We start from the raw sequence: 13,772 nt of genomic DNA, 5'->3' as shown, positions 1-13,772 counted from the left end.
ATAATCGAGGGTTATGTCCGACATCGCCCAACAGGTGCAGCGCCGCCGCACCTTCGCCATCATTTCGCACCCCGACGCGGGTAAGACCACCCTGACCGAGAAGCTGCTGCTGTTCTCGGGCGCCATCAATATCGCCGGCTCGGTCAAGGCGCGCAAGGCCGCGCGCCATGCCACCTCCGACTGGATGGAGATCGAAAAGCAGCGCGGCATTTCCGTCGCCTCGTCGGTGATGCAGATGGAGTACCGCGACTGCGTCATCAACCTGCTGGACACCCCGGGTCACCAGGACTTCTCGGAAGACACCTACCGCGTGCTCACCGCCGTGGACGCGGCGCTGATGGTGATCGACGCCGGCAATGGCGTGGAACCACAGACCCGGCGCCTGTTGCAGGTCTGCCGCGCGCGCAACACGCCCATCCTCACCTTCGTCAACAAGATGGACCGCGAGGTGAAGTCGCCGCTGGACCTGATGGACGAGATCGAGCGCGAGCTGGGCATGACCGTCGTGCCCTTCACCTGGCCGGTGGGCATGGGCAAGATGTTCCGCGGTGTGTACGACCGCCGAGAGAACCAGATGCGCGTGTTCGCCGCGGGTGAAGACCGCCGCGGCGGCGACGAGGAGGTGCTGGCCGGCCTGGACAATGCCGAGAGCGCCAGCCGCTTCGGCATGGAATGGACCCAGGCCAAGGACGAGCTGGAACTGGTCGAAGGCGCGTCGCCGGCCTTTGACAAGGAAGCGTTCCTGAACGGCACGCAGACGCCCATGCTGTTCGGCTCGGCCGTCAACAACTTCGGCGTGCGCGAGGTGCTGGACGCCCTGGTCGACCTGGCGCCGCAGCCCGGCGCCAAGGCAGCAATCCAGCGCGTGGTCGAACCGGTGGAGCCCAAGTTCAGCGGCGTGGTCTTCAAGATCCAGGCCAACATGGACCCGGCGCACCGCGACCGCATCGCTTTCGTGCGCGTGGCCAGCGGCCATTTCGAGCGCGGCATGCGCCTGAAGGTGGTGCGCAGCGGCAAGGAACTGCGGCCCAACACCGTGGTGAGCTTCCTGTCGCAGCGCCGCGAGCTGCTGGACGAGGCCTTTGCCGGCGACATCATCGGCATCCCGAACCACGGCGTGCTGCAGCTGGGCGACACCCTGACCGAAGGCGAAGCCCTTCAATTCACCGGCCTGCCTTTCTTCGCGCCGGAAATCATCCGCAGCGTGGAAGTGGCCGACCCGCTCAAGACCAAGCAGCTGCGCGCCGGGCTGACCCAGCTCGGCGAAGAGGGTGCGATCCAGGTGTTCCGCCCGGTGGCGGGCACGGTGTTGCTGCTGGGTGCCGTCGGTCAACTGCAGTTCGAGGTGGTGGCGCACCGGCTGGAGCACGAGTACGGCGTGCGCGCCCGCATCACAGGCAGTTCCTACAACGTGGCGCGCTGGGTGACTTGCGCCCCCGAAGACGGCGGCGAGCAGGAACTCAAGCGCTTCATCGACGCCAACGCCCACCGCGTGGCGCTGGACGCCGTGGACGCGCCGACGGTCCTGCTGGACCACGGGGCGACGCTGCGCGCGGTGGAGGCCAACTGGCCGAAAATCAAGTTCCACGCCATGCGCGAGCACGCCGGTCTCGTGTTCCACAAATCGATGTGAACCCACCCATTCACCAGGCCCGGGTCCGGCGCAGCCCCCTCGAAGGGGTGCATGCGGAAGTCCTGTGCAGCGCGCGCAGCTTTGGCCGGCACTGGCACGACAGCTACGGGTTTGGTGTGATGGATGCGGGTGGTCACCGCTCCGCCAGCGGGCGCGGTCCCGTGGAGGCACTGCCGGGCCACATCGTGACGTCCAACCCCGCGGAGGTGCACGACGGCATCCCGCTCGCTTCCATGGCCCGGCGCTGGCGCATGGTGCATGTGTCACCCGGGGCCATGGCCCGCCTAGTGGACATGGACGAGCGCGAATACACCCGGCCTGTGTTCGCTGACGCCGCCGTCCGCCAGTCGATCGACCGCCTGTTCGCCTGCTGGGACGACCTGGATGCGCGCACCACCCCATTGGAGATCGGCGGCTTCGAAGAGGCCCTGACACAGGCCTGCGGGTTGCTGGCCTGGCGACATTCCAACCGCCGCTGCAAGGTGGACGCCCCTGCGCACCTGCACCGGGTCCGGGACTGCCTGCTGGACCAGCTCGACGACCCGCCCCCACTCGGACATCTGGCACAGATCGCCGGTCTGTCCCGCTTCCAGCTGGTGCGGCAGTTCACCCGCTGGCAGGGGCTGCCGCCTTTTGCCTGGCTGCAACAGCAGCGGCTGTGCGCCGCCAGGCAGATGGTCGCGGCGGGAACCCCGCTGGCCACAGCGGCAGCGGCCTGTGGTTTCGCCGACCAGAGCCACCTGCACCGCCAGTTCACACGCAGCTTCGGCTGCACGCCCGGCCAGTGGCAGCGGGCCATGGCCAGCCCTCTGCAATAACGTTCAAGACCGCCAGCGCCGGTGGCGCCACAGTGCAGGACACCGACCCGACCGGGTCTCAGTCCTCACAGGAGCCTCCCTTGGTCAGTTTCGAGTTCCTCCTCACCTCGGCGGTGGTCGTGATCACACCCGGCACCGGCGTGCTGTTCACCGTCTCGACCGGCCTTTCGCAGGGCCGACTGGCCAGCCTGTGGGCGGCCCTGGGCTGCACGCTCGGCATCGTGCCCCACATGGTCGCTGCGGCCGTGGGTCTGAGCGCTGTCCTGCACGCGGGCGCGCTGGCCTTCCAGGCGCTGAAGCTGGCGGGTGTGGCCTACCTGCTCTACCTGGCCTTCATGACCTGGCGCGACCACACGGCTTTTTCGGCGGACCCAGCGGCAGCGCCCATGGCGCCGCTCCCTCTCGTGGGCAAGGCGATCCTGCTGAACCTGCTCAACCCCAAACTCACCCTGTTCTTCATGGCGTTCCTTCCGCAGTTCGTATCGCCCACCGATCCAGCCCCGCTGTGGCGATTTGGCCTGCTGAGCCTCATCTTCATGGGCATGACGCTGGGGGTTTTCGCTCTCTACGGGCTGCTGGCCCATGCATTCCGCGAGCGCGTGCTGGGGTCGAAGACCATCCAGAACCGGTTGCGCCAAGGATTTGCGGCCGCTTTTGCAGCCATGGCGGGCAAACTGGCGCTGAGCGAACGCTGAGACGCTGGCGTCAGGCGGTCGCCACCAGGCGCTCGACCACCCGCGGGTAGATCAGGTGCTCCTGCGTGAGCACGCGGGCGGCGAGGGTCTGGGCGGTGTCGCCGGGCATAACCGGCACCACGGCCTGGTCCAGGTATTCGCCGTGGTCCAGTTCGGCGGTCACCCGGTGCACGGTGCAGCCGGCGAATCGGCAGCCGGCGTCGATCGCGCGCTGGTGGGTCTGCAGCCCCGCAAATGCCGGAAGCAGGCTGGGGTGGATGTTGATCAGCCTCCCTTCGTAGTGCGCCACGAAACCGGGTGTGAGGATGCGCATGAATCCGGCCAGGACCACCAGCACGGGGGCGAAGCGGTCGATTTCTTCCATCAGGGCCGCGTCGAAATCTTCGCGCGAGGGGTAAGCCTTGTGGTCGAAGCTGGCGGTCGGGATGTGGTGCTCGCGGGCCCAGGCCAGGCCGCCGGCCTCGGCCTTGTTGCTGATCACGGCCGCAACCTGCGCGCCGAAACGCTCGCGCCAGTGGCCTTTTTGCGCCGCCTGGACGATGGCGGCCATGTTGGAGCCGCCGCCTGAGATGAGAATGACGATGTTCTTGTTCACGACCCGATTCACTGCCCGATTCAAAGCCCGATGGGGCCGCCAAGTGTAATGACCCACGACTTCCGCACCCGCCCCCTGACCCCCGCCGACGCCCGCGTGCTGGCCACCCTGATGGAAAAGGCCCGCACCGTGCCCGACAGCTACCCGTTGTCGCTCAACAGCCTGCACAGCGGCTGCAACCAGAAAACCGCGCGCGAACCGGTGATGAACCTGAGTGAAGCCGAGATCGGCGACGCCATCGACGTGCTGCGCGACTACGCCATGGTCATCGAGTCCAGCGGCTCGCGGGTGCCGCGCTACGAACACAACTTTCCCCGCGCGGCCGGCGTGCCGGACCAGTCGGCCACGTTGCTGGGCCTGCTGATGCTGCGCGGTCCGCAGACCGCGGGCGAGCTGCGCATCAATGCCGACCGCTGGTACAAGTTTCTCGACATCGCTTCGGTCGAGGGCTTTCTCGACGAGATGCAGGACCGCAGCGACGAAAAAGGCGGCCCGCTGGTGGTCAGGCTGCCGCGCGCGCCCGGCGCCCGCGAGCAGCGCTGGGCCCACCTGCTGTGCGGTCCGGTGGATCTGACGGCTCCGGCGGCGGCCGAACCATCGGGCGGAGACAGCGTCCTGGCCGCGCGCGTCGAGTCGCTGGAAGCCTTGGTCGCAGCCCTGCAGGCGCAAGTGGCCGAGCTGCGCGAACAGCTCGGCTTGTCGCAGCCCGGACAGCCTTAAAACGAACGGTCGTGCGAAACTCCGTGGATCGGGTCGCCACCCCCGGCGGCCGTCGATCCCCCGACCACGGAGACAAGCATGGATTTGGCATTCACGCCGCAAGAGCTGGCGTTCCGCGACGAGATTCGCGGCTGGGTCAAGGACAACCTGCCCGCCGACATCGCCCACAAGGTCCACAACGCGTTGCGCCTCTCGCGCGACGACATGCAGCGCTGGGCCAAGATCCTGGGCAAGAAGGGCTGGCTGGGCTACGGCTGGCCCAAGGAGTTCGGCGGCCCGGGCTGGACTGCCGTGCAGAAGCACCTGTTCGAAGAAGAGTGCGCCCTGGCCGGCGCGCCACGCGTCGTGCCGTTCGGACCGGTGATGGTGGCGCCGGTGATCATGGCGTTTGGCAACAAGGCGCAGCAGGAGCGTTTCCTGCCTGGCATCGCCAGCGGTGAGGTCTGGTGGAGCCAGGGCTACAGCGAACCGGGTTCCGGCTCGGACCTCGCCTCGGTCAAAACCCGCGCCGAACGCAACGGCGACCACTACCTCGTCAACGGCCAGAAGACCTGGACCACGCTGGGCCAGTACGGCGACTGGATGTTCAACCTGGTGCGCACCAGCACCGAAGGCAAGCCGCAGACTGGCATCAGTTTCCTGTTGCTCGACATGAAGTCGCCCGGCGTGACCGTGCGCCCGATCAAGCTGCTGGACGGCGAGTGCGAGGTCAACGAAGTCTTCTTCGACAACGTCAAGGTGCCGGCGGAGAACCTGATCGGCGAAGAGAACAAGGGCTGGACCTACGCCAAGCACCTGCTCTCGCACGAGCGCACCAACATCGCCGACGTCAACCGCGCCAAGCGCGAGCTGGAGCGCCTCAAGCGCATCGCCAAGGCCGAAGGCGTGTGGGACGACGCCCGTTTCCGCGACCAGATCGCCCTGATCGAGGTCGACATCGTGGCGCTGGAAATGCTGGTGCTGCGCGTGCTCTCGGCCGAGAAGTCGGGCAAGAACCCGCTGGACATCGCCGGCCTGCTCAAGATCAAGGGCAGCGAGATCCAGCAGCGCTACGCCGAGCTGATGATGCTGGCCGCCGGGCCATTCGCCACACCCTTCATCGAAGAAGCGATGGAGGCCGGCTGGCAGGGCAACTTCCCCGGTGGCGTGGTGGCCAACGCGCCGCTGGCCTCGACCTACTTCAACATGCGCAAGACCACCATCTATGGCGGTTCCAACGAAGTGCAGCGCAACATCGTCGCCCAGACGGTCCTCGGTTAAGGAGCATTCACATGGATTTCGATTTCAGCGACGACCAGGAACAGCTGCGCGACGCGGTGCGCAAGTGGGTCGACAAGGGCTACGACTTCGAGCGCCGCCGCGGGATCGTGAAGGCGGGCGGCTTTGACCGTGCGGCCTACAACGAGCTGGCCGAACTCGGCCTGGCGGGTCTGTACATCAGCGAACACGACGGTGGCCTGGGCATGGGCCCTGTCGAAGGCATGGTCGTGATGGAAGAGCTCGGTCGCGGCATCGTGCTGGAGCCGCTGACGCAGACGCTGATCAGCGGCGGTGTGATCGGCGCCTACGGTGGTGCGGACGTGAAGGCTGCCTGGCTGCCCAGGATCTCTTCGGGCGAAGCGCTGGTGGTGCTGGCGCAGCAGGAGCGCGCCGCGCGCTACCGGCTGGACGTCTGCAAGACCACGGCCACCGAGGCCGGCAGTGGATGGACGGTCAGCGGAGCCAAGAGCGTGGTGCCGGCTGGCGACCAGGCCGATGCCTTCCTCGTGCCCGCCAACGCCAACGGCAAGATCGCCCTCTTCCTGGTCGAACGCAGTGCCAGCGGCGTGTCGACCCAGGGCTACGGCACGCAGGACGGCGGCCGTGCGGCGGAAGTGACGCTGCAGAACGCGCCCGCCACGCTGGTCACGGCCGACGGCCTGGCCGCGCTGGAACACGCGGTGGACATCGGCATCGCGGCGGCCTGCGCCGAAGCCGTGGGCGTGATGGACAAGACGGTGGCGGTGACGGCCGAGTACCTGAACACCCGCAAGCAGTTCGGCGTCGCCATCGCCAGCTTTCAGGCGCTGCGCCACCGCATCGCCGACATGAAGATGCAGCTGGAGCTGGCGCGATCGATGAGCTTCTACGCCACCCTCAAGCTCAATGCGCCGGCCGACGAACGCCGCCGCGCGCTCTCGCGCGCCAAGGTGCAACTGGGGCAGTCGATGCGCTACGTCGGTCAGCAGGCGGTACAGCTGCACGGCGGCATCGGCGTGACCGACGAGTACATCGTCAGCCACTATTTCAAGAAGCTGACCCAGCTGGAAATGAGCTTCGGCGACACCCTGCACCACCTGGGTGAGGTGTCGGCGCGCATGGAAGAAACGGCCGGCGTGTTTGCCTGACCGCCGACCCGGCTACTGGGGCCGGGATCAGTAGTCCGCCGACTCGGTTTCGACCACCGGCGAGAACTGCTCCAGCAGGCCCTTGAGCGCGCCCATCATCGCGCGCGAGGTGTGCTGCAGCTTCTGTCCGGGCTCGAGCATGGCGCGGACCTCGGGATAGCGCCCCTGGTTCACGCTGTCGGCCGCGCGGCCGAGGTCTTCGTGCAGCGCCTTGTGCTGGCGCACCAGTTCGCGGAACACCGGCGCGTGTCCATAGCGCGCGCCGCCAACCGACAGCCACTGGCCGAGGTGGCAGCAGTCGTCCCGCTGCATGGCGCTCACGTCCATCTGCAGCTTGCGCAGGATGGCGTTGCGAAGGTCGACCACGCATTTCTGGTGCTCCCGCATCACCTCTTCCTGATCAACCGATCCGTCGGCCCCCGGACTGGCCTTCTTGCCGGCCCGGCGCAGTTCGACAGCATCCGTTTCGGCCAGCGTGATGTCGCGGTCGGTCAGGCGGAACACGCGGATCGAGTCGTGCACCTGCTCGACCTGGTGGTTGAGCGACTTGGCCGCCGCCGCCAGCTCTTCGACCATGGCCGCGTTCTGCTGCGTGATGCCGTCCATGTCCATCAGCGCCGCACTGACGCGCGAAACGCCCGTGGTCTGCTCCTGCGTGGCGTGACTGATTTCTTCGAGCACCGAGCTCACACGCTCCACAGAATGCATGGCTTCGTCCATGCGCATGCGTGCGTCGGCGGTGCGCTGGGCGCCCACTTCCACCCGCTGGCCCGACTCCTCGATCAGGTCGCGGATCTCGCGCGAGGCCGCGGAAGTTCGCTGTGCCAGCGCCCGCACCTCGGCCGCCACCACCGCAAAGCCGCGCCCCTGCTCGCCGGCGCGGGCGGCTTCGACCGCGGCGTTGAGCGCCAGGATGTTGGTCTGGAAGGCCACGCCTTCGATCACCTGGATGATGTCGCCGATGCGTTTGGACGAATCGGCGATGCCCTGCATCGTGTCCGCCACCGCGACCACCGCCTCGTTGCTGCGCCGCGCGGCGCCCGAGGTTTCGCGCGCGACCTGCGCGCCGTCCTGCGACAGCTGGCTGGTGTGCTGGGTGGTGCCGTTGATCTCTTCCATCGACGAGGCCGTCTGCTCCAGGTTGGCCGCCTGCGATTCGGTGCGCACCGACATGTCCTGGTTGCCGGCGGCGATTTCCTGGGTCGCGCCTCGCAGGTTGGCGACCTCATGGCGCACATCGCGCACCACGGTACGCACCGACACCACGAGCTGCGCCAGTGCGAGCTGCAGTTGCCGGATCTCGCCACGGCCATTGACCGTCACCGAGTGGGTCAGGTCTCCGCTGGCGATCAGGTTGGCCATGTTCACCAGATCGCTCAGCGGCTTGAGCGCCACGCGCGAACACAGGAACGAGGCGCTGCCGATCGACAGCAGGGCCGCACCGACCGTGACCGGCAGCGGCGCATCGAAGAAGGCGCTCAGCACCGGCGCCGCCGCAGCCCACACCGAGAGCAGGAACAGCTGCACATGCAGGTTGGGCGAGCGCAACCGCTGCAGCCATCCGAGCGGGCCGGACTTGACCACCTCCCCCCGGTGCAGGCGGTGCACCAGCCGGCCGGACTCCGCTTCGCCGATCATGGTCGCGTACAGCTGATCGGCCGCCTGGATCTCTTCTTCGCTGGGCTTGGAACGCACGGAGAGGTAGCCAACGATCCGCTCGCCGTTGCGCACCGGCGTTGCATTGGCGCGCACCCAGTAGTGGTCGCCGTTCTTGCGGCGATTCTTGACGATGCCGGTCCAGGGCTGGCCGCTTTCGACGGTGGCCCAGAGATCGCGGAAGGCCTCTTCCGGCATGTCCGGGTGGCGCACGATGCTGTGTGGCTGCCCCATCAGTTCCGGCCGTGCATAGCCGCTGACCGAGACAAAGTTCGAGTTGCAGTAGGTGATCCGCCCCTTGAGGTCGGTCACCGAGATCAGCGTCTGGTCAGCCGGAAAGTCGTACTGCTTCTGGCTGACGGGTAGGTTCTTCCTCATGCTCGGGCCTGGTGGAGTGGAAGGATGACGGACCGGGATGTGCCCATGGGCCACACGCACCGGAAGTTTTTCTCATTGTCCCGAGGCAGACGCCGGACCGAAGGCCGCATAAGTTGGTGATTCCGAGGCCTTTATTCGATTTCCAGATCGACGCCCTCGGTCGCCAGCAACAGGCGGCCACACTCCTCGGCCGCCGCCTGCAGGTCCATGAGATCCATCGCCGACCGCAGTGGCGCGTAGCGCTCGCCCCGTGCCGCGGGGAATTGCTCCTGCCACGCATCGAACGCATCAATGGCGGACATGTCGGCGTCGTCGAGCAACGGTTTGACCGTATGAAGCGCTTCGAGACAGGCCACTTCGGCATCCGCACCAGTGCCATGGCCGAGGGCGGGTGTTGAGGGTGCAGGTGCGACCGGAGCCGGGCCAGGGTCCTCCGCCAGGGCCTGCAGAAAGTCACCGAGCAACTGACCCAGCGACTGCAGCCTTGTGCTGCGGCCACGCACTACAGACTCTGCCGAACCGGGCCTCAGCATGCGCTCCGCACTGGCGGCCTCCAGCGCCAGCCGCTCGGCACCGACCACGCTGGCGCTGCCCTTGAGCTGGTGCACCGCGTCGGCAGCGCCAGCCCAGTCGCTGCGGGCGGCGCATGCCTGCGCCAGTCGCAGCAGCTCTTCCGAAGAATGGGTGAAGCGGGCCCGCAACTGCGCCAGCAGCACCCGGTTGCCGCCCAGCCGCCGCAGGGCTGCCTCGTCGCCACGCAATTGCGGCTCCTCCGATCGCCCAGGCAGTTCTGCAGGACGGGTGGCGAGGCCTGGTTCGTCCGTAGCATTGTGCCGGCCGGTGAAACGGCGCACGACGCGAATCACCTCGTGGATGTCGAAGGGCTTGCCAATGTGCGCATTCATGCCGGCCTGCAGGCAACGGTCCCGGTCGGCGGGCATGGCATTGGCCGTCATCGCGATGATCGGCAGCTCGCGCAGGCCCAACTCCTCGCGGATGCGCTCGGTGGCGCGCAGGCCATCGAGTTCGGGCATCTGCATGTCCATCAGCACGGCATCGAAACCCGTCGGCGAGGCCCGCAGCGCGTCCACCGCCTGCAGGCCGTTTTCGGCCAGCACCACGCTCGCCCCTTCCCGCTGCAGCATCTCGGTCGCCACTTCCTGGTTCAGCGCGTTGTCCTCGGCCAGCAGCAGGCGGATGCCCTGCAGCCGTCCACCCTGCGACCCCGACGCCAGCCCGTCGCCCTGCGGCAGGTCGGCCACCGAACCCTCGGGCAGATCGATCTCGAAATGGAAGGTGCTGCCCTGGCCGGGCGCACTGGTGAGCGCGATGCGGCCGCCCATGCAGCTCACCAGATGCTGGCTGATCGTCAGCCCCAGGCCAGAGCCGCCGAAGCGGCGGTTGGTCGACGACTCGCCCTGCGAGAAGCTCTCGAACACGCTGGCCTGCTGATCGGCGGCGATGCCGATGCCGGTATCCTCCACTGCGAACCGGATGCGCGCCCTCCCCGCCTCACGCTGCACCAGATGCCAGCGCATGGTCACGCTGCCTTCCGGGGTGAACTTGATCGCATTGCCGCCGAGGTTGATGAGCACCTGGCGCAGCCGCACCGGATCGCCCACCACCACCTCGGGCAGGGCCGGATCGATCTCGTAGACCAGCGCCACCGGCTTGCTGCCCAGGGCGCCGGAAAGGATCACCTCGATCTCACTGCGCAGGTCCGACAGGCGGAAGCTGCCCAGGTGCAGCCGCATCATGCCGGCCTCGATCTTGGAGAAGTCCAGGATCTCGTTGATGATCTCCAGCAGCGAGCGCGTCGCACCCAGCGACTTGCTCACCATGTCCGACTGTTTGACATCCAGCGACGTGTAGCCCAGCAGTTGCAGCATGCCCATGATCGCGTTGATCGGCGTGCGGATCTCGTGGCTCATGTTGGCCAGGAACTGGCCCTTGCTCACCGCCGCGGCGTCGGCCTGGATCAGCGCGTTCTGCAGCTCGGTCACGTCGTAGCGGAACACCACCTGGTAGCCGTCGGCCGTGATGCGGTCCACGAAGCGGATCCAGCGTCCGTCGGCCGTCTGGCGGATGCGGTCGGGTTCGTTCGAGCGCGGCGCGCGGATCACCTCCTGCATCCATTCCGCTTCGCGTCCTTCGGCGTCCTTGAACGGCGAATGCTTCAGGCTCAGCTGCAGCACGTCCTCGTGGCGCATGCCCAGACGCAGCGACTCGCCGGGGGGCATCCAGGCAGCGTACTCGTCGTTGAAATACACCAGCCGGCGGTCCGGGTCGTACAGCGCAAACGCCTCACCGATCGAATCCATCGCGCTGTGCAGCAGGCGCTGCTCGCCGCGGATGCGTTCCTGCGCGCGGACTTGCGGCGTGTAGTCCTGCACCGCGCCGATGATGCGGGCGTGCTGGCGGGCCGCGCCGCCACCGTCCGAGTCGCCGAAGCTGGCCACCAGCTTCACCCAGCGGGTGGGCTCGCCGGGGGCGCCGTCCGGTGGACTGCGCAGCGGTGCCAGGAAGCTCACCTCCTGGCAACGGCGCTGCACCAGGTCTTCCAGCTGCCGCCGCACCACCAGCCGCGCCCCAGGCTGAAACAGGCGCCAGAGTTCCTGCACCGATCCGGCTTCACCTTCCCGCACGCCCAGCACCTGGCGGCATTCCGGCGTCATGGTCAGGATGCCGCCCGGCAGCATGGCGTACCAGCCGCCGACGCCGGCCAGCTGGTTGGTGCGTGTCAGCAGCGTCTGGCTCTTGCTCAGCTCGATCCGTGCCAGCCGGTGTTCGGAGATGTCGGTCTGGAAGGCGACGAATTTCTCGACCGTTCCGCGGGGCCCGACAAAAGGCGCGATCAAGGTCTGCACCCAGTACAGGCGTCCCTCCTTGCTGCGGTTGCAGATCTCACCCTGCCAGGGAAGTCCACGGCCGATGCGTGACCACATCTCTTCCCAGAAGGTCTTGTTGTGCCAGCCTGACGAAATGTGGGAGAAGCGCTGGCCCAGCAGTTCGGCCTCGCTGTAGCCGCTGATGTCGGTGAAGCGCCGGTTGACCCGCGTCAACCGGCCCTGGGCATCGGTCTCCGCGACGATGACGTAGCGCTCCAGCGTGCTCATCAGCGCACTGAGATCGCGCAGCGACTTGCGGTGGTCTTCGCGGATGCGCCACTGCGCGTCGATGTCGACCATCACCGCGACAAAGCCGCAGAACGTGCCCGCGTCGTCCCGCTGCGACGCCAGGATGACCCGCACCCAGCGGTCGCGCCCGTCGCGGTAGCGGTGCAACAGTTCGATGTCGATGTCGGTGTGGCTGCGCAGCGCGTCCCGGATGCGGGCCAGTGCCACCGGGTCGGCGTTGGGTGAACGCAGGATGCGCCCCATCCGCTGGCCGCGGATCTCTGCCAACCCGAAACCGGTGTCCCGCTCGAAGGCCTGGTTGCACCAGGCCGCCTTGAGATCCTCGTCCATCACCAGCACGGGGCTGCCAGTGTGCTGGGCCACCCGCGCCATCATCGCCAGCTTGCCCGTCAGCTCATGGAACAGCAGGCGGGTCTTTCCCAGCGAATGCCAATGCCAGGCCCCGGTGAGCAGCAGGGCGACGCCCGCGCCAAGGCTGTAGTCGGTGTGCCACCACCGACCGTGCAGCAGCGGCAGCCCTGCCAGCGTCAGAAGGCCCCCGATGACCATCAGGCCGATGGTCAGGTGGCGCTGGTGACGGAAGACGCCGGGAGCCATGTCAGCGCAACCGCCGCTGGAGCAAGGCCGACAGGGTGTCGATGTCCAGCGGTTTGACCAGATAGGCGTCGGCGCCGGCATCGCGATAGAAGGACCAGTTGACGCCCAGGTCGTCCCCGCTGACCAGCACCACCGGCAGCTTCGGATGCCTGGGCCGCAGCCGCGCCAGGGTTTCCAGACCGTCCAGCACCGGCATCCGCAGGTCCAGCAGCATCACGTCAAAGCTCTGGCGCTCCAGCAGGTCCAGCGCCATCTGGCCCTGGGTGGCCAGTGCGCCGGTGTGTCCCAGAGTCTTGAGCAGGCGTGCAGCGGCCCGCAGCTGGATGGGGTCGTCGTCGGTGACCAGCAGGCGGAGCGGGCGCGTTGAAACCATGAACCCATGCTATCGACGGGGTCACCGGGCAATCGCCGGAAAAAGAGGGAAAAACGGGCCCAGAGCAGGCCCGCAGCACCGTCGGCGCGGGGTTCAGCCGTGCAGCCGCGAGTTGCGGGGCAGATACGACATCAGGAACTCCATCTGGTCCGCCAGGATGCGGCGGTTGCGCAGGATGAAGTCCTCCCAGAGGCTGGGCACATAGGGCGCGTAGAGCAGCGCCATGTGCGCCTGTTCGGGTGTGCGGTTGGCCTTGCGGTGGTTGCAGGCCTTGCAGGCCGTCACCACGTTCATCCAGTGGTCCCGCCCCTGTTGGGCCATGGGCACGATGTGCTCGCGGGTGAGCATGTCGTCGTGGAAATGCTGGCCGCAGTAGGCACACAGGCAGCGGTCGCGGGCGAACAGCTTGGCGTTGGTCAGCGACGGGCGCAGGTCGAAGGGATTGATGTTGGGCACGCCCTTGGTGCCGATGATCGAGTTGACGGCGATCACCGACTGGCGCCCGGTGATGGCGTTGTGACCACCGTGGAACACGGCAATCTCGGCGCCCATTTCCCAGCGCACCTCGTCCGCGGCGTAATGCAGGACCGCTTCCTCCAGGCTGATCCACGACTGTGGCAGCCCCTGGGCAGAGAGCTTCAAGACCTTCAAGACCACCTCCATGTTGAAACACAACCGGAACATCTGTCTTTGCCGCGCCAGCCTGCCCTGAAAGGGCCTCCGCGCATGTGTCAATATAACGCGCTTGTGTGACAGACACCCGACGCGGGGCGGAACGCCCGG

11 protein-coding genes are annotated in these 13,772 nt (G+C 67.3%); 6 read left to right on the top strand and 5 right to left on the bottom strand.

Features of this window, described 5'->3' with window-relative positions:
- The first annotated feature begins 13 nt into the window (after positions 1-13).
- The 3 genes from ACLIJ1_RS00425 (at position 14) to ACLIJ1_RS00415 (ending at position 3,146) form a co-directional block, all read left to right on the top strand.
- A complete protein-coding gene (locus ACLIJ1_RS00425) occupies positions 14-1,633 on the top strand; it encodes a peptide chain release factor 3 (RefSeq protein WP_411363507.1) in 1,620 nt (539 codons plus the stop codon).
- Positions 1,630-2,451 carry an AraC family transcriptional regulator gene (locus ACLIJ1_RS00420; RefSeq protein ID WP_411363506.1) on the top strand — a complete coding sequence of 274 codons (822 nt, stop codon included), beginning with the start codon at positions 1,630-1,632 and terminating at the stop codon, positions 2,449-2,451. The genes ACLIJ1_RS00425 and ACLIJ1_RS00420 overlap by 4 nt, the downstream gene beginning before the upstream one ends.
- A gap of 80 nt (positions 2,452-2,531) precedes the next feature.
- Positions 2,532-3,146, top strand: coding sequence for a LysE family translocator (locus ACLIJ1_RS00415; protein ID WP_411363505.1), 615 nt, complete (start codon positions 2,532-2,534; stop codon positions 3,144-3,146).
- Positions 3,147-3,156: 10 nt separating this feature from the next.
- Here the strand turns inward: ACLIJ1_RS00415 and purN are convergent, their stop codons facing one another.
- Positions 3,157-3,741 (bottom strand): phosphoribosylglycinamide formyltransferase, encoded by a 585-nt coding sequence (purN, locus tag ACLIJ1_RS00410; protein ID WP_411363504.1) that lies wholly within the window; start codon positions 3,739-3,741, stop codon positions 3,157-3,159.
- A gap of 48 nt (positions 3,742-3,789) precedes the next feature.
- On the opposite strand from purN, the gene ACLIJ1_RS00405 reads away from it, so the two are divergent.
- The 3 genes from ACLIJ1_RS00405 (at position 3,790) to ACLIJ1_RS00395 (ending at position 6,848) form a co-directional block, all read left to right on the top strand.
- Positions 3,790-4,461, top strand: a complete 672-nt coding sequence (locus ACLIJ1_RS00405) for a YceH family protein (protein ID WP_411363503.1) — start codon at positions 3,790-3,792, stop codon at positions 4,459-4,461.
- A gap of 78 nt (positions 4,462-4,539) precedes the next feature.
- Positions 4,540-5,721, top strand: coding sequence for an acyl-CoA dehydrogenase family protein (locus tag ACLIJ1_RS00400; RefSeq protein ID WP_411363502.1), 1,182 nt, complete (start codon positions 4,540-4,542; stop codon positions 5,719-5,721).
- An 11-nt stretch (positions 5,722-5,732) separates the two neighbouring features.
- The gene (locus tag ACLIJ1_RS00395; protein WP_411363501.1) at positions 5,733-6,848 is read left to right on the top strand and encodes an acyl-CoA dehydrogenase family protein; all 1,116 of its coding nucleotides are present in this window, start codon (positions 5,733-5,735) and stop codon (positions 6,846-6,848) included.
- Positions 6,849-6,875: 27 nt separating this feature from the next.
- Here the strand turns inward: ACLIJ1_RS00395 and ACLIJ1_RS00390 are convergent, their stop codons facing one another.
- The 4 genes from ACLIJ1_RS00390 to ACLIJ1_RS00375 all read right to left on the bottom strand — a co-directional run bounded on the left by ACLIJ1_RS00390 (position 6,876) and on the right by ACLIJ1_RS00375 (position 13,640).
- Entirely contained in the window at positions 6,876-8,882 is a 2,007-nt protein-coding gene (locus tag ACLIJ1_RS00390; RefSeq protein WP_411363500.1) for a methyl-accepting chemotaxis protein, read from the bottom strand.
- Between the two features lie 131 nt (positions 8,883-9,013).
- Entirely contained in the window at positions 9,014-12,616 is a 3,603-nt protein-coding gene (locus tag ACLIJ1_RS00385) for a PAS domain-containing protein (RefSeq protein ID WP_411363499.1), read from the bottom strand.
- A 1-nt stretch (position 12,617) separates the two neighbouring features.
- Complete coding sequence (locus ACLIJ1_RS00380; protein WP_411363498.1) at positions 12,618-12,989, bottom strand: response regulator; 372 nt, start codon at positions 12,987-12,989, stop codon at positions 12,618-12,620.
- 93 nt (positions 12,990-13,082) lie between these two features.
- Positions 13,083-13,640 (bottom strand): HNH endonuclease, encoded by a 558-nt coding sequence (locus tag ACLIJ1_RS00375; protein ID WP_411363497.1) that lies wholly within the window; start codon positions 13,638-13,640, stop codon positions 13,083-13,085.
- Between the last annotated feature and the right edge of the window lie 132 nt (positions 13,641-13,772).

The sequence above is a fragment of the Hydrogenophaga sp. RWCD_12 genome, from assembly GCF_046604225.1.
In the GTDB taxonomy this organism is placed as follows: domain Bacteria; phylum Pseudomonadota; class Gammaproteobacteria; order Burkholderiales; family Burkholderiaceae_C; genus Hydrogenophaga.
Note: the sequence above shows the minus strand (reverse complement) of the source record. Positions and strands in the feature narration are given on the sequence as shown.

Bases quoted from the DNA above. Each gene is read 5' to 3' on its own strand.
- ACLIJ1_RS00425 (WP_411363507.1), top strand. From the start codon at position 14: ATGTCCGACATCGCCCAACAGGTGCAGCGCCGCCGCACCTTCGCCATC.
- ACLIJ1_RS00405 (WP_411363503.1), top strand. From the start codon at position 3,790: ATGACCCACGACTTCCGCACCCGCCCCCTGACCCCCGCCGACGCCCGC.
- ACLIJ1_RS00400 (WP_411363502.1), top strand. From the start codon at position 4,540: ATGGATTTGGCATTCACGCCGCAAGAGCTGGCGTTCCGCGACGAGATT.
- ACLIJ1_RS00395 (WP_411363501.1), top strand. From the start codon at position 5,733: ATGGATTTCGATTTCAGCGACGACCAGGAACAGCTGCGCGACGCGGTG.
- ACLIJ1_RS00390 (WP_411363500.1), bottom strand. From the start codon at position 8,882: ATGAGGAAGAACCTACCCGTCAGCCAGAAGCAGTACGACTTTCCGGCT.
- ACLIJ1_RS00385 (WP_411363499.1), bottom strand. From the start codon at position 12,616: ATGGCTCCCGGCGTCTTCCGTCACCAGCGCCACCTGACCATCGGCCTG.
- ACLIJ1_RS00380 (WP_411363498.1), bottom strand. From the start codon at position 12,989: ATGGTTTCAACGCGCCCGCTCCGCCTGCTGGTCACCGACGACGACCCC.